Origin of the sequence: Campylobacter concisus (assembly GCF_003048875.2) — a bacterium.
In the GTDB taxonomy this organism is placed as follows: Bacteria; Campylobacterota; Campylobacteria; order Campylobacterales; family Campylobacteraceae; genus Campylobacter_A; species Campylobacter_A concisus_AU.
The window spans coordinates 493,882-509,931 of sequence record NZ_CP049264.1; the positions used below are offsets into that span (position 1 = coordinate 493,882).

13 protein-coding genes and 3 pseudogenes are annotated in these 16,050 nt (G+C 40.0%); 13 read left to right on the forward strand and 3 right to left on the reverse strand.

Annotated features, from left to right (window positions below; translation table 11 throughout):
- The first annotated feature begins 10 nt into the window (after positions 1–10).
- The 3 genes and pseudogenes from guaA to CVT07_RS02510 all read left to right on the forward strand — a co-directional run.
- Positions 11–1,543: a glutamine-hydrolyzing GMP synthase gene (gene guaA, locus CVT07_RS02500; RefSeq protein ID WP_103611359.1), complete on the forward strand. Its 1,533-nt coding sequence runs from the start codon at positions 11–13 to the stop codon at positions 1,541–1,543.
- 156 nt (positions 1,544–1,699) lie between these two features.
- Positions 1,700–2,038, forward strand: a pseudogene (locus tag CVT07_RS02505) (bifunctional tRNA (5-methylaminomethyl-2-thiouridine)(34)-methyltransferase MnmD/FAD-dependent 5-carboxymethylaminomethyl-2-thiouridine(34) oxidoreductase MnmC); the annotation flags it as partial.
- A gap of 10 nt (positions 2,039–2,048) precedes the next feature.
- Positions 2,049–2,300: pseudogene (locus CVT07_RS02510) on the forward strand (tRNA (adenosine(37)-N6)-threonylcarbamoyltransferase complex transferase subunit TsaD); the annotation flags it as partial.
- A 48-nt stretch (positions 2,301–2,348) separates the two neighbouring features.
- Here CVT07_RS02510 and putP read toward each other — a convergent pair.
- The gene (gene putP, locus CVT07_RS02515) at positions 2,349–3,836 is read right to left on the reverse strand and encodes a sodium/proline symporter PutP (RefSeq protein ID WP_021092063.1); all 1,488 of its coding nucleotides are present in this window, start codon (positions 3,834–3,836) and stop codon (positions 2,349–2,351) included.
- 148 nt (positions 3,837–3,984) lie between these two features.
- On the opposite strand from putP, the gene CVT07_RS02520 reads away from it, so the two are divergent.
- From CVT07_RS02520 to CVT07_RS10320, 5 genes and pseudogenes are all read left to right on the forward strand, one after another.
- On the forward strand, positions 3,985–4,695 hold the full coding sequence (locus CVT07_RS02520) for an amino acid ABC transporter permease (RefSeq protein WP_012140157.1): 711 nt from the start codon (positions 3,985–3,987) through the stop codon (positions 4,693–4,695).
- Positions 4,688–5,416 (forward strand): amino acid ABC transporter ATP-binding protein, encoded by a 729-nt coding sequence (locus CVT07_RS02525; RefSeq protein WP_021092062.1) that lies wholly within the window; start codon positions 4,688–4,690, stop codon positions 5,414–5,416. Before CVT07_RS02520 ends, CVT07_RS02525 begins: the two co-directional genes overlap by 8 nt.
- Before the next feature lie 11 nt (positions 5,417–5,427).
- On the forward strand, positions 5,428–6,198 hold the full coding sequence (locus tag CVT07_RS02530; protein WP_107936962.1) for a basic amino acid ABC transporter substrate-binding protein: 771 nt from the start codon (positions 5,428–5,430) through the stop codon (positions 6,196–6,198).
- Positions 6,199–6,414: 216 nt separating this feature from the next.
- Positions 6,415–7,110, forward strand: a pseudogene (locus CVT07_RS10315) (cache domain-containing protein); the annotation flags it as partial.
- A gap of 579 nt (positions 7,111–7,689) precedes the next feature.
- On the forward strand, positions 7,690–8,280 hold the full coding sequence (locus tag CVT07_RS10320) for a methyl-accepting chemotaxis protein (protein ID WP_232527126.1): 591 nt from the start codon (positions 7,690–7,692) through the stop codon (positions 8,278–8,280).
- 550 nt (positions 8,281–8,830) lie between these two features.
- On the opposite strand, the gene CVT07_RS02540 is transcribed toward CVT07_RS10320, so the two are convergent.
- Positions 8,831–9,487, reverse strand: coding sequence for a tRNA threonylcarbamoyladenosine dehydratase (locus CVT07_RS02540; RefSeq protein WP_107937478.1), 657 nt, complete (start codon positions 9,485–9,487; stop codon positions 8,831–8,833).
- Entirely contained in the window at positions 9,477–10,253 is a 777-nt protein-coding gene (gene surE, locus CVT07_RS02545) for a 5'/3'-nucleotidase SurE (protein ID WP_107937480.1), read from the reverse strand. The genes CVT07_RS02540 and surE overlap by 11 nt, the downstream gene beginning before the upstream one ends.
- Before the next feature lie 102 nt (positions 10,254–10,355).
- Here surE and lpxB point away from each other — a divergent pair, with 102 nt between their 5' ends.
- From lpxB to CVT07_RS02570, 5 genes are all read left to right on the forward strand, one after another.
- Positions 10,356–11,390, forward strand: coding sequence for a lipid-A-disaccharide synthase (gene lpxB / locus CVT07_RS02550; protein WP_107937482.1), 1,035 nt, complete (start codon positions 10,356–10,358; stop codon positions 11,388–11,390).
- A gap of 3 nt (positions 11,391–11,393) precedes the next feature.
- Positions 11,394–11,879, forward strand: coding sequence for a transcription elongation factor GreA (greA, locus tag CVT07_RS02555; protein ID WP_012001423.1), 486 nt, complete (start codon positions 11,394–11,396; stop codon positions 11,877–11,879).
- Positions 11,880–11,942: 63 nt separating this feature from the next.
- Complete coding sequence (locus CVT07_RS02560; RefSeq protein ID WP_107937484.1) at positions 11,943–12,734, forward strand: UDP-2,3-diacylglucosamine diphosphatase; 792 nt, start codon at positions 11,943–11,945, stop codon at positions 12,732–12,734.
- A complete protein-coding gene (locus CVT07_RS02565) occupies positions 12,734–13,687 on the forward strand; it encodes a chemotaxis protein (protein WP_103598342.1) in 954 nt (317 codons plus the stop codon). The genes CVT07_RS02560 and CVT07_RS02565 overlap by 1 nt, the downstream gene beginning before the upstream one ends.
- Before the next feature lie 8 nt (positions 13,688–13,695).
- On the forward strand, positions 13,696–16,050 hold the full coding sequence (locus CVT07_RS02570; RefSeq protein WP_107937486.1) for a hybrid sensor histidine kinase/response regulator: 2,355 nt from the start codon (positions 13,696–13,698) through the stop codon (positions 16,048–16,050).

Sequence of the window (16,050 nt, forward strand, 5' to 3'; positions counted from 1 at the left end):
AAGGTTATAAATGAACAATACGATTATAGTTTTGGACTTTGGTTCGCAGTATACTCAGCTAATAGCTAGAAGGCTAAGAGAAGAAGGAGTTTATACTGAAATTTTGCCATTTAACGCAAAACTAAGCGATATAAAGGCGAAAGATCCAAAAGGTATCATTCTAAGTGGTGGCCCAGCTAGCGTTTATGCCAAAGATGCCTACTTTTGCGATAATGGCGTCTTTGAGCTAAATATCCCTATACTTGGCGTTTGCTACGGCATGCAGCTACTTGCTCACACGCATGGAGCTGAGGTTTTAGCAGCTGATCACAAAGAGTACGGCAAGGCTGAACTTAGCGTCGTAAAAGAGCACGATCTTTTTAAAGATACACCTTCAAAACAAATCGTATGGATGAGCCATAGCGACTATGTAAAAGACCTACCAAAGGGCTTTGAGGCGATTGCGGTCAGCGAAAATTCGCCTTATTGTGCTTTTGGTGATGATAAACGTAAATTTTATGCGATCCAGTTTCACGCAGAGGTACAACACAGCGAGTATGGCACGCAAATTTTAAAGAATTTTGCTAAATATATCTGCGGCTGCGAGAGCACTTGGAATATGGGAAGCTTCGCTAAAAATAAGATAGAAGAGATAAGAAAAACAGTTGGTACTCACAAGGTGCTTTGCGCGGTTAGTGGTGGCGTGGATAGCTCTGTGACTGCAGCACTTTTAGCAGCCGCTGTGCCTGAAAATTTGATCCTTGTTTTTGTCGATAACGGACTTCTTAGAACAAACGAAAAAGAACAAGTTGAAGCTACATTTAGAACAAAGCTTGGCGTTGAACTAGTTAGCATAGATGCGAGCGAGATCTTTCTTAGCCGCTTGGCCGGCGTCGTTGATCCTGAGAAAAAACGCAAGATCATAGGCGAGACATTTATAGAAATTTTTGAAAAAGAGGCTAAGAAGCATGGCGATGTGAAATTTCTAGCTCAAGGCACTCTTTATACTGACATCATCGAAAGCTCAGTCGTTGGCTCAAGCAAGACTATAAAGAGCCACCACAACGTTGGAGGTTTGCCTGATTGGATGACATTTGAGCTGATAGAGCCTTTAAGAGAGATTTTTAAAGATGAGGTTAGAAAGCTTGGACTTGAGCTTGGACTAAGCCGCGAGCTAGTTTTCCGCCATCCTTTCCCAGGGCCCGGTCTTGCTATCCGCATCATGGGTGAGGTAAATAAACCAAGCCTAGAGCTACTTCGCAAAGCTGATGTGATCTTACGTGATGAGCTAAAAAGCAGTGGATGGTATAACAAAACTTGGCAGGCGTTTTGCGTGCTTTTAAATGTAAATTCTGTTGGCGTAATGGGTGATAACCGCACTTACGAAAACGCTGTTTGTGTGCGCGTGGTCGATGCAAGTGATGGCATGACTGCAAGCTTTTCAAGGCTTCCTTATGATCTGCTTGAAAACGTAAGCCGCCGCATCATAAACGAGGTAAATGGTATAAACCGCGTAGTTTACGACATCTCAAGCAAGCCACCTGCAACTATCGAGTGGGAGTAAAACTAAAGGTGGTTCGCCACCTTTTGCTCTTTTAAATTTGTAAATTTAATCTCTTAAAAATTTTCTCTGTAAATTTTATTTTAACTGGCTTTTTTATAAATTTCTTAGTCAAATTTGTATTGTTTAAGATCAGCATGCGATTTTTTGAAGTCAAAAAAAGCAACCATCATCGGCTCACGTGTTGGTTATAGAAGTTATAGCGGAGATAGGTTTCCGATAATTGGTGCTTTGCACGATGAGGAGTTTTACAAGCAAAACTATAAAGGGCTATTTTGGAGTAAAAATAAAGATAGTAACCCAAAAGCAAGCTACGAAAAAAATGTCTTTGTAAATTTCGCTCACGGCTCACGTGGCCTTGGCACGGCGATACTTGGAGCAAATTTGATAACAGATCTTGTGCTTGATCGCCCACTTTGCATAGAAAGATCGTTATTTTTTGAGCTTCATCCTGCTAGATTTTTGATAAGAAAGCTAAAAAAAGGACTAAAGCTATAAATTTAACTATTTTGATCGTGGAGATTTCAAGCGATTTGGTGTGGTTGGCGGAGCTAGTGCGAATTTAAATTTACGAAAAAGGCTTGAAACGCTTTGCCAAAAAAATGAGTGTGAGCTTTTGCTAGCTTCATTTGCGTTTTGCTCTGATAATGCACTGATGATAGCAAGGGCTGGTCGCGAAAAATACTTAAAAAAAGAGTTCATCTCGCATGATAAGCTAACTATAAACCCAAGGGTTAGTTTTAAGAAATTTGAAATTTAAAATTAGAGTAAATTTGATGGTGGCTAAAGCTAGCCACCTTGCTTAAATTTAAAGCCTTGTCTTCATCTTTTCAAATTCATCTTTTATCACTTGCTCATGTGGCTCGCTAGTCATTTTATTTATCGCGTCGCCCCAGATACTGACCATGATGATGGCTAAGCTTGAGGTTAAAATGCCAGGTAAAATTTCATAAACATAGGCATTTAGCCCTGATGTTATCCAAAATATCACGGTCGCACCGCCAGCTATCATACCAGCAAGTGCTCCAAGTGCGCTCATACGTTTCCAGTAAAGGCTAAAAAGTAGCACTGGTCCAAAGCTCGCGCCAAATCCAGCCCAAGCGTTGCCAACGACGTTTAGAACGTTATCTGTAGAGATAAAGGCAAGCACTGTGGCAATTATCGCTACGACCACGACTGCATAGCGGCTGATCGCTGTTTGCGTGCTTTGGCTCACCTCTTTTTTGTAAAAGGCAAAGATGAAATCCTTTGTGACCGAGCTTGAGGTGACTAAGAGCTGGCTTGAGATGGTGCTCATGATCGCTGAAAGCACGGCTGAGATGATGATACCTATAAAAAATGGCGGGAAAAGTAGCTCACCAAGCTTTAAAAATACTGTCTCAGGGTCGCTTAGTCCGCCTCTTTGGCTAAAATAGACAAAGCCGATAAGTCCGCTCATAATTGCACCAAGTAGGCCGATCGTCATCCAGCCAATGCCTATCCTTCTTGCCTTTGCGAGCTCTTTTGAGTCACGTATCGCCATAAATCTAACGATGATATGTGGCTGTCCAAAGTAGCCAAAGCCCCAAGCTAGAAGGCCTAAAATGCCCCAGAAAGTCTGGTCTCTAAATGGATTTAGGTGATTTGCATCAAGCCTGCTTATCTCTTTTATCAAATTTGTATCGCTTGGCAAGTCTAAATTTAGATATGCTACGACTGGGATCGAGACTAGGACGCAAAACATCAAAAGCCCCTGAAATGCGTCAGTTATGCTAACAGCCTTAAATCCACCAAAAAATGTGTAAAAGACTACGATGATTAGCGTAAAGACCGCTCCGTATGCAAATTTTAAGCCAAAAAAGCTCTCAAAAGTCTTGCCGCCAGCGATGATGCCACTACTTACATAAAGTGTGAAAAATATCAAGATGATAAGACCTGAGATGATCCTTAAAATTTTTGTCCTATCTTTAAAGCGGTTTTCTAAAAAATCAGGTATCGTGATGCTATCGCTTGCAACCTCGGTATAGACCCTAAGTCTTTTTGCTAGAAATAAGTAGTTGCAGTACGCTCCCACGATAAGACCAGCTATCATCCAGACATTTGCCACACCAGTTGCGTATAAGGCCCCGGGCACGCCAAGTAGCATCCAACCACTCATATCAGAGGCGCCAGCGCTAAGTGCAGTGACGACTGGACCCATTTGACGGTTATCTAGCAGATACTCGTTCATACTTGCGTTTTTATCGTAGAAATATCGTCCGATAAAGAGCAAGAAACCAAAATAGATGGCGATGGCTAAATAAGACCCAAAGCTCATAAAATTCCTTTCAAATAAAATAAAACGGTTATGTTATTACAAATTTATTTAAATTTCAATGAGCGGGCTTATTCCTTAAAAAATTTTAAGCAAAATGATATATTTTTTTTCGTATCATTTAAGGCTACATTTTAAAGAAAGGACGAAGTTGAACGCTCAAAATTTAGCCAAATTTCTATTTTTTATAATAATTGTCTCACTTGGAACATACTTTTTCTATCCAAGAGATCTTAGCGAGGCGCAAGAGATCGCATATATCAAAAGTTACGGAGTAACACTTGGTCTTACGATAGGCGGTATCGCTATAGGCATCACACTTGGATTTATTTTAGCTTTTATTAAATTTTTAGATATCAAGGTTTTAAATTTCGTCATAGATGAGTATATTGACATCTTGCGTGGAACGCCTGTAATACTTCAACTTCTAATATTTTCAGTGGTGATTTTCGCCACTTGGAGCGATAACTTCTACGTCGCTGTGATCGCACTTGGACTAAATAGCTCGGCTTACGTCGCTGAGATCGTAAGAAGCGGCATAAATAGCGTCGATAAAGGTCAGATGGAGGCAGCTAGGGCGATGGGGCTAAACTACTACGTTTCGATGCGTGAGATAGTCTTTCCACAAGCTACTAAAAATATCTTGCCAGCGCTTGCAAATGAGTTTATATCGCTTTTTAAAGAGACCTCAGTCGTTGGCTATATAAGCGTCGTTGATATTACGATGCAGAGCAAGAGCCTTCAAGCGGTCTTTTACAGCCCAGAGCCAGTCATTTTTACGGGCATTGTATATTACGTGAGTGTTAAATTTTTCACCCTTTTGGTGAAACTACTTGAGAGGAGACTAAATCGCCATGATTGAGATTAAAAATTTAAACAAAAGCTATGGCGATTTGCGTGTTTTAAATGACATTAGCGTAAATATCAAAAAGGGCGAAGTCATAGCGATAATTGGCCCAAGCGGCGGTGGAAAAAGTACATTTTTGCGCTGCATAAACCGCCTTGAAGAGCCAGATAGCGGGCATATCAAGATAAATGGCGAAGATATCTTAGATAAAAAATCAGACATAAATAAAATTCGCCAAAAAGTGAGCATGGTGTTTCAGCACTTTAACCTTTTTGCAAACAAAAACGTCTTGCAAAATTTGACCCTAGCTCCGATAAAAGCTGGGATTTTAGACAAAGAGAGTGCTGAGAGGAGGGCAGATGAGCTGCTAAAGAGCGTTGGGCTAAGTGATAAGAAATTTGCCTACCCGCACAAGCTCTCAGGCGGTCAAAAGCAGCGTATTGCCATCGCTAGAAGCTTGGCTATGGATCCAGAAGTGATACTATTTGACGAGCCAACAAGCGCGCTAGATCCTGAGATGATCGGAGAGGTGCTTGATATCATGAAAGATGTCGCAGCCAAGGGCATAACGATGCTTGTGGTGACTCACGAGATGGGCTTTGCAAGAAACGTGGCAAATAGAATTTTCTTTATGGACAAAGGCAAGATAGCAGTTGATGACACGCCAAAAAATGTCTTTACAAATCCGCAGCACGAGCGTCTGCGAGAGTTTTTAGGTAAAATTTTAAATCACTAATAGGGAGTAAAATGAAAAATTTATTAAAATTTTTAATGGTAGGGTTAGCTCTGTTTTTTATAGGTTGTGGTGATGATAGTGGCAAAAAAACCGCTGCAAATGCGCCAGAAGCTAGCAAAGAGGTAGTTTATAAGGTAGGATCAAGCGCTGATTATCCTCCATTTGAGTATCTTGATGATAAAAATCAAATCGTTGGTTTTGAGATTGATCTTCTAAATGAGATCACTAAAAAAACTGGGATCAAATTTGACGTTGCAAATATGAGTTTTGATGGGCTAATACCAGCTTTAAAAACAGGCAAGATCGATATCGCGATAAGCGGCATGAGCGCGACTGATGAGAGAAGAAAGTCTGTTGATTTTACTAAGCCATATTATTTTTCAGAGAATTTATTTATCCGCAAAAAAGGCTCAGATGTAAATAAAGACAACCTTAAAGATAAGAAAATTTCAGCTCAAGTTGGCACAATCCAAGAGGATGCAGCTAAAAAGATCACAACTCAGTCAATCCCAGCTGAAAACGTAGCAGCAGCTATAATGTCACTAAATGCCGGCAAAATCGATGTTGTGCTTACTGATAGCCCGATAGGTGTTGAGTTTTTAAAACAAAATCCAGACTTAGAGGAGTTTTTAAGACTTCCTGACGGCACAGAGGGCTTTGCGATAGCATTTGATAAGGGTAAACACACTGATCTTATCAAAAAGATAGATGTTGCGATCGAAGAGCTTCAAAAATCTGGCGAATTTGACAAAATGCTCGCTAAATACGGCCTTAAAAAATAAATCCTAATATAAATTTGCAAGAGGCAAAAATGCTTCTTGCAAAAAATCTCACAAATTTCTAATTTATAAAATTTAATATTATTTAAATATATTGTAATAAAATTGTCAATTTACTTTAAGGAGAATGCAATGAAGTCACTCAGGATGAGAACGGCACTTGTGCTAAGTGTCATGCTTTTGGTTTGTGTTAGTGTGGTTGGTCTTGTGACCTATAACATGGCTAAAAATTTATATACCGACAGGGTCGAAAGTAAAGAATTTCCACTTGCTGTCAATGAAGTTGGTTATAAAATAGAATCTTACATCGATAAGATAATCGACGCTTCTTATCAAATAACTCAAAATAGCTTCTTAATAGACTGGGTCAAAAATGGCGAGGACGAGCACGGCAGAAAGGTCTTGTTTGACTATTTTCAGACTCTTGCTAAAAATTTAAAGCTAGATACGATAATGTTTGGCTCAGATAGAACCCTAAACTACTACGTCGAAGATAAAATTTTAAAGGTCATTAACCCAGAAAATGACAAGTGGTACTACGCCTTAAAAGATGGCAGCAGCCTAAGCCTAATCGACATCAACAAGGCTGAAGACGGCAGTGGCAAGATAATGATGTATATAAACTACAAAGTTCAAAAAGATGATAAATTTTATGGCATCGCAGCGACTGGCGTAAATTTAAGTGAGATAGTAAATTTTGTCCAGTCACAAAAGATAGGTCGTGGCGGTAAATTTCTACTAGTCGATGAAAAAGGCGACATCAAGATTGGCAAAGACGTAAGCGGCAACCTAAAAGATTTAGTTGGCGATGCAAACCTTAAAAAGCTAATCAACGAAAACGGCAGCTACATATCGCTAGATAAGGATGGCAGAAATTTATTGATCGGCTCAAAATATATCAAAAGTATGGGCTGGTATCTTATCGGCGAGCTTGACAAAGATGAACTTTTAGAAGATCTAAACTCACTTGCTTATGCATCTGTTGGAGTGCTTGTGGTGGTGCTTATTTTAGGACTATTGCTCTCGCTTTATCTATCTTCATACCTCCTAAAAATCATCCTCAAACTAAAAACAGGCCTGCTATCTTTCTTTGATCTACTAAATCACAAGACAAACAAAGCCCAGCCTATAGAGATAACATCTAAAGATGAATTTGGTCAAATGGCAGAGCTAATAAACAAAAACACAAAGGCCATTGAAGATGGCATGAAAGATCAAAGTATCTTCATCCAAAAAGCCAACACCTTTGTAAATGAGATAAAAGATGGCAACTATGAAGCAAGCCTAGAAGCTGATACTAACAATCCAGCTCTAAATCAACTAAAAAATACATTTAAAGACCTACAGCTTGCTTTAAAAGAAGCAATATCAAGTAATGGTAAAGATGTATTAAATTTACTTAGCACTTATAAAAACCAAGACTTTACAAAAAGACTTGATGATGATGGTAAGATAGCAAGTGGTATAAACTCTCTAGGTATAGAGATATCTAAAATGCTAAATGACAATCTAAACCAAGCACAAGTACTAGAAGAAAAAGCTAAACTTCTAGCAAGCTCAGTATCTAAAGTAGCAAGCTCAGCAAACACTCAAGCAAATAGCTTACAAGAATCAGCAGCTGCAGTTGAGCAAATGTCTAGCTCAATGAATGCCATCTCTCAAAAGACAGCTGATGTTATAAGACAAAGTGATGAAATTAAAAACATCATAACTATTATTAGAGATATAGCAGATCAAACAAATCTACTTGCTCTTAATGCTGCAATTGAAGCTGCACGTGCAGGAGAGCACGGCAGAGGATTTGCCGTCGTTGCTGATGAAGTAAGAAAACTAGCTGAAAGAACTCAAAAATCTCTAGGTGAGATAGAAGCAAATACAAATGTATTAGCTCAATCAATAAATGAGATGAGTGAATCAATCAAAGAGCAAAGCGAAGGTATAAATATGATAAATCAATCAGTTGCTCAAATAGATAATCTAACAAAAGAAAACGTTGTAATTGCAAACCAAGCAAACGAAGTAACATCAGAAGTAGATGAGATGGCTAAAGCTATAGTTGAAGAGGTTAGGAAGAAGAGGTTTTAAACTACTCTTTCTCTAGAGTTTTAAACAAACTCAAATTTGTTTAAGACAAAACACTTCATTAATATTCATAAACTCCGACCTGGTTTAGGCTGGGTTGGGGGTTTAATTTTTGCAAATTTTAAAATCCCATTCTCTCGCAAGAGTTGACTACTAAAATTTGACTTCGCTTATCGCTTAGCTCAAATTTTAGAGTCGAAATTACTCGTTCATGAAATTTTAAAATTTGCAAAGACAGCTTTATTGAATTTATAAATTTCTTTTTATTCAGAAGGGAGACAAGGGGACTTGAATTACGAAGCCGTCCCCTTATCCCCCTTTTTAAATCCCCCAAACCTCTCGCACGTTAGAGGTGCATGCTTTAGTGCTAGCGCACTGCATGCGAATTAAAACTCTAGCAAGTTTAAATTTTTGGTGATGTGATATACACGCTCATAAATTTTAAAATTTACTAGATGCTCATCTTGGATTGTTAAATTTGTGTATTGTAGAGCTGGCTATTAAGTTTATATCCAAAAAATACCAGCTCTGATTTTAAAATTTGTATATAAATTTAGACTCGCTGCCCAACTATCTTTTTAACAGCTAGTGAGGCTAAATTTAGCCCAAAGCAGGCAGTCACGCCCATGAAGCTTCCAAGTGGCTTGCAAAGTGGTTCTTCTGTTGAAAAGACCACGTCAAATTTACCGCTAAAGCCTGATTTTTTGAGCTCATATCTATATTTTCTAGCTAGTGGATCGACCGAAGTTTTCCAAACGCTAGCCACCTTTATCTTGGTTGGATCAACCCTTTTTGCCCCACCCATCGAGGCTATAAATTTGCTAGGATCTACCGCATTTGCAAGGGCGATCTTGGCGGTGATATCATCGATCGCATCGATCACCACGTCAAATTTACTAAAGTCAAATCCAGCAACAAACTCAGGCGTGATCAGCGTCTGCATAGGTTTGATGCAAGGATAAATTTTGGCAAACTCCTCCACCTTTACGCCGCCTACGTTTTCACTGTAAATTTGGCGGTTTTGATTTGTCACGTCAAAGATGTCTTTATCGATCAGCGTGATATGACCAACCCCGCTTCTAGCAAGCGCGTCCACGCACATCCCACCAACACCTCCAGCTCCGCAAACTAGCACTTTTGCGCTTTGAAGCTTGCTAAAACCATCCTCTCCAAAGAGCCATCTTATCCTTGTAAATCTATCATTTTGCATCAAATTTCCCTTTTAAGCTCTCTAAGCTCTCGTATGAAGTCATATTTAGTTTTATGGGCGTTATCGTGGCAAAGCCCTCATTTACCTTGCTGATGTCGCTTGGCTCGCCTTTTTCATATTCAAGTGCGGCGTTTCCAAGCCAGTAGTACTCGATGCCTCTTGGGTTGCGATTAAGCGTAGCATGCGTGGCGTAGGTGCGTCTGCCAGCTGGCACGACGGAGTAGCCTTTGAAATTTTTGATAGTTGTGGCTGGGATATTTACATTTAGAAATTCTCTTTGATTTAGCGAAATTTCATCATTTAGCACCTTTGGTACGATAAATTTAACGATCTCTTTTGCCAGCTCAAAGCCAAGTTCGTTTAGTGAGTTGTTTTCATAAAACTGCGAAAAAGCGATGCTTCTAATGCCCTGTAAAACGCCCTCCATCGCCGCTCCACACGTGCCAGAGTAGGTGATGTCCTCGCCTAAATTTGCCCCGTGATTTATGCCGCTTATCACTAGATCTGGTTTTTTATTATAAAGTGCGTGAAGTGCGAGATAGACGCAGTCGCTGGGCGTTGCGTCGTCAAGTTTAAAAAAGCCATCATCGAGTTTTATAAACCTAAGCGGCCTTGTGAGCGTCAAAGAGTGAGCGCAGGCTGATTTTTCAGAGCTTGGAGCCACGATCGTGACATTTACGCCATCTAGCTCGTTTAAAGCTTCTTTTAAGGCAAACAGACCAGCCGCCTCAAATCCATCGTCATTTGTTATCAAAATTTCTTTCAAATTTTATCCTTTAAAGGGTTGGATTTTATCACAGCTTTCTTAAAATTTTAAAGAATTTTTGCGTATAATGCCCCCAAAAAAAGACCTGATGAAAGTGTGTAAATGAAAATTTTAGTCTCCGCTCTTGAGCCATCGGCAAATTTGCATTTAAAAGAAATTTTGAAAAATTTCGAGGGCGAATTTGAGCTAATGGGAATTTTTAGCGAAGAGCTTGGCACGCCATATATGAAAAGCAGCGAGTTTTCAGCGATGGGCTTTGTCGAGGTTTTGCCACTCATTTTTAAGGCAAAAAAGGCGATGAAAGTGATGAGCCAGATGGCAAAAGAGGCTGATGCAGTGCTGCTAATAGATAGTCCAGCCTTTAATCTGCCGCTTGCAAAGGCGATAAAAGAAGCTGGCGTAAAAGCGGCCGTGACATACTATATATTGCCTCAAGTTTGGGCGTGGAAGCCAAAAAGAGTGAGCGTTGTGGAGAGATACTGTGACAACCTTGCTTCGATTTTGCCATTTGATGCGAAATTTTATAGCCGCTCGACCTACGTGGGCCATCCTTTGATGGATGAGATAAAACTTAAAAAAACCAGCCTAAGTAGCAGTGGTAAAGTGGCGTTTTTGCCAGGATCAAGAAGGTCAGAGATTTCTAGGCTTATGCCAGTTTATAGAGAGCTTGCTAAAAAGATAGAAGCAAAAAGGCTGCTTGTCGTGCCGCCATTTTTGCTTGATAAAGTGGGCGAAATTTATGGCGATGTGAGCGATTTTGAGGTCGTCTCAAACACGCCTGAAGCCTTGTATGAGAGCGACTTTGCCTTTGTTTGCTCTGGCACTGCTACGCTTGAAGCAGCGCTCATTGGCACGCCATTTGTGCTAGCATATAAGGCAAAAGCGATAGATGTTTTCATCGCTAGAAAATTTGTAAAGATCAAGCACGCGGGACTTGCAAATATAATGTTTGACTTCATGGGCAAAGAGCCGCTTCATGAGGAGTTTATCCAAGAGTTTGCAACTGCTGAAAATTTGCTAAGAGCTTACAAGAGCTGTGATAGGCAAAAATTTTTAAAAGGCTGTGATGAGCTAAGGGCCTACCTAGGGCATGGCAGCAGTAAAAATGTAGTAAAAATTTTAAAAAATATGGAGTAAAAAATGAGTGAACCAATGACAATGCACGGATACGAGAAGATAGAAGCTGAGCTAAAGGATCTAAGGCTAGTGCAGCGTCCACAAATCGTAACAGAGATCGACATCGCAAGAAGCCATGGCGATCTAAAAGAAAATGCTGAGTATCACGCCGCAAAAGAGAAGCAAGCCTTTATAGACGCTAGGATCGCTGAGCTTAGCGCACTTTTAGCAAACGCAGAAGTGATCGATCCAAGTAGCTACGAGCATGATAGGGTAAGATTTGGCTCAAGTGTGACGATAATGGACGAAGAGACTGAGGTGGAGCATACTTACACGATAGTTGGCGTGAGTGAAAGTGACCTAGACAAGGGCTATATCTCGATAAACTCACCTCTTGCAAAGCAGCTTTTAGGCAAGGCTGAGGGCGATGAGGTGGCGCTAAATTTACCAAAAGGCAGAAGCGACGTTGAGATCGTTAAGATCTGCTACAAACCTATAAAATTTGACTAAAAAGATGAGGCGAAGAGCTAAAAACTGCTTTTTGGCTCTGCTAATTTTTAATTAAGGCAAAATTTGAGCGAATACCTATATGCCCCCGTTATAAAAGAAGGCGCGATCTTTTTAGCTGATGCGCATGAAAATGTAAATAGAGATGGCTTTTTGAAATTCTTGCGCGCCGTTGATAGCGGAGAGATCAAGGAGCCACCGCAGATTTTCTTGCTTGGCGATATATTTGATTTTTTAACGGGCGATGGCGAATATACAAGAGGATTTTACGCTGAGCACTTAAGGCTTATAAACAAAATTTCACAAAAGGTGGAAATTTTTTACTTCGAGGGCAACCACGATTTTAGACTTTCAAATTTATTTAATAAAACTAGAGATTTTTGGGACAAAGGCGAGAGGCTAAGCTTTGAGGGGGTAAAGGTCTATGACATTAGCACTCAGCCAGTGAAATTTAGAACGATAAGCGGCGAGCACGTCCAGATCGCGCATGGAGATATATTTTTGCCTTTTATAGATAAGTATGCGCTTAGGTTTTTAAGGCTTAGATGGTTTTTGAAATTTATGAACGCGCTTGATAAAATTTTGGATTTTAAAATTTCAAAAGCGATACTAGCCAAACTTACTAATAAAAATCTGCACTATAAAATTTCAAACTTCAAGGAGCTAATGAGCAAGCATTTGCAGGGCTTTGACGCAAGTATAGTGATAGAGGGACACTATCATCAAGGTGAGCTATTTGATATTTACGATAGATTTTATATAAATTTACCTTGTTTTGCATGCGAGCAAAGTTATTTTGTTGTAGAATACGCCCAGCAAAAGTTGAATTTGCTCAAAATGAGTTTGAAAGGACATTGATGTTTGGAGACAACGTATTAAAAACGGGCTCAAACGAGATGGAACTTGTTGATTTTCGTATCTTTAAAAAGGCCGAAAACAAAGTATATGAAGGAATATACGGAGTCAATGTCGCAAAGGTGCGGGAGATCATTAAGATGCCAAATCTTACCGAGCTTCCTGGCGTTCCTGAGTATATCGAGGGAATTTTTGATTTAAGAGGTGTGGTTATCCCTGTTATAAATTTGGCAAGATGGATGAATATCGTCGAGCCAACTGAGGGTGTAGTCATAAAGCCACGTGTTATTATCGCTGAATTTAGCGGTATATTGATCGGTTTTATCGTCCATGAGGCCAAGAGGATCAGACGTATAAACTGGAAAGACATAGAGCCTGCAAATTTTGCTGCTGGAGCCGGCACTCTAGATAAAGGCAAGATCACAGGTGTAACAAGAATAGAAAATGACGAAGTACTTCTTATCCTTGATCTTGAAAGCATCGTTGAAGAGCTAGGAATTTACTCACCAAAGATCGAATTTGACGTAACAGACGATCAAAAGATCAAAGGTGCTGCTTTGGTTCTAGATGATAGCTCAACTGCTAGAAAGCTAGTAAAAGACGCACTTGAGAAGATGGGCCTTAGCGTAGTTGAAGCTAAAAACGGCGTTGAGGGCTTAGAGAGGATGGAGGAGCTTTATCAAAGATATGGAGATAACTTAACAAAAGAGCTTAGAGTTATCTTAAGTGATATCGAAATGCCACAAATGGATGGATACCGCTTTGCTTCAACTATTAAAAATGATGAGAGATTTAAAGATGTTCCAGTTGTGTTTAACTCTTCATTAAGCAACGAATTTAGTGAGGTTAAGAGTAAAGAAGCCGGTGGTGCTGCGTATCTTACAAAATTTGATGCTGGTGTATTTTATCAAGAGGTGCTAAAAGTAATTGAAGCACATTCTAAATCTGCGAAGTGAGGTGAAGTATGGATGATATGAAAGAAATAATGGAAGACTTTTTAATAGAGGCTTTCGAACTTATTGAGCAGATAGACCATGACCTTGTTGAACTAGAGGCAAACCCTGAAGATTTGGAGCTTTTAAATAGAATTTTCCGTGTTGCTCACACAGTAAAAGGTAGCTCAAGCTTTTTAAATTTTGACGTTTTAACAGAGCTTACTCACCATATGGAGGATGTTTTAAACAAAGCTAGAAAAGGCGAGCTAAAGATCACTCCAGACATCATGGACGTTGTTCTTGAGTCAGTTGATATGATGAAAGGACTACTTGAGAGCATTAGAGATAACGGTAGTGACGCAGCCGCTGGCATTGATATTAAAAATATCTGCGCTAGTCTGACACAAATTTCTGAAGGTGAAGCCCCAAGCGCAGCCCCAGAAGTTCCAGCAGCAGCACCAGCTCCTGAGCCAGTAAAAGAGCCAGAACCTGTCGCGCCAGCTGAAGAAGCAGCTCCTGAAGTAAGCGATGCTGAGCTTTCAAAGCTAAGTGACTCTGAGGTTGAAGCTGAGATAGAGAGACTTTTAAAAGTTAGAAAAGCAGAAGATCAAGCAAGACGTGCTTCAAAAGGCATAGCTCCAAAATCTCCTGAAGAGATAGCACCAGCTGCTAGCGCTGCACCAGCACCAGCACCTAAGCCAGCTCCTAGTAGAGAAAGAGATGCTGATAAAAAAGTGCCAGCAGCTAGTAGCAGCAGTGCAGTAGCACAAGAGCAAACGATACGTGTTGAAGTAAAAAGACTTGATCACTTGATGAATTTAATCGGCGAGCTTGTCCTTGGTAAAAACCGCCTACTAAAAATTTATGATGACGTAGAAGAGAGATATGAGGGCGAGAAATTTCTTGAAGAGCTAAATCAAGTAGTTTCAAGCTTAAGCTTAGTTACGACTGATATTCAGCTTGCTGTTATGAAGACAAGGATGCTTCCGATAGCAAAAGTCTTTAATAAATTCCCACGTATGATACGTGATTTAAGCCGTGAGCTTGGCAAGCAGATCGACCTTGAAATTTCAGGTGAAGAGACTGAGCTTGATAAATCAATCGTTGAAGAGATCGGCGATCCTCTAGTTCACATCATTAGAAACTCATGCGACCACGGTATCGAAGATCCTGAGACAAGAAAGGCAATGGGCAAACCTGAAAAAGGCCTTGTTCAGCTAAAAGCTTACAACGAGGGCAACCATATCGTTGTTGAGATAGTTGATGATGGTAAGGGCTTAGATGCTGATATGCTTAAAGCTAAGTCGATAGAAAAAGGCATCATCACTGAGCGTGAAGCCGATGCGATGAGCGAGAAAGAGGCGTTTGGTCTTATATTTAAGCCAGGATTTTCAACTGCAGCCAAGGTTACAAACGTATCTGGTCGTGGTGTTGGTATGGACGTTGTTAAGACAAACATTGAAAAACTAAATGGTATCATTGATATCGAGAGTGAAGTTGGAAAAGGCACAGTTATGAAGCTTAAAATTCCACTCACACTTGCGATCATTCAGTCACTTCTTGTCGGAACACAAGAGGAATTTTATGCGATACCACTTGCGAGCGTTCTTGAGACTGTTCGCGTGCCGATCGATGATATTTACACGATCGATGGTAAAAACGTTTTAAGACTAAGAGATGAGGTCTTATCTCTTGTTAGACTTTCAGATGTCTTTGGTGTCAATAAAGTCTTTGACGGCGGAGATCAAACTTACGTCGTTATCATCGGTGTTGCTGAGGCAAAACTGGGTATCATAGTAGATACTTTAGTTGGTCAAGAAGAGATCGTTATTAAGTCAATGGGTGATTATTTACAAAATATCCCAGGCATCGCTGGAGCTACTATTAGAGGCGATGGCCGCGTAACTCTTATCATAGACGTTGGTGCTATGATGGAGATGGCAAAGGATATTAAGGTAAATATTAGAGCCGAAATGGAAGATAGCACTAAAGCAAAAGAGAAACCAAGCGATTATAAGGTCCTAATCGTTGATGACTCTAAGATGGATAGAACCATCATGCAAAAGTCGCTTGAGCCAATCGGCGTCACAATAATAGAAGCAACTAACGGAGTAGAAGCACTCAATATAATTAAATCAGGCGAGCATGCATTTGATGCGGTGCTCATTGATATTGAGATGCCAAGGATGGACGGATATACTCTAGCTGGTGAAATTCGCAAATACTCTAAGTATCGCACTTTACCGCTAATAGCAGTAACATCAAGAACGTCTAAAACTGATAGATTGCGCGGAGTAGAGGTTGGTATGACAGAATATATCACAAAACCATATTCGTCAGAGTACCTTGAAAACGTTGTTAGAAAAAATATTAAATTAGGTTAG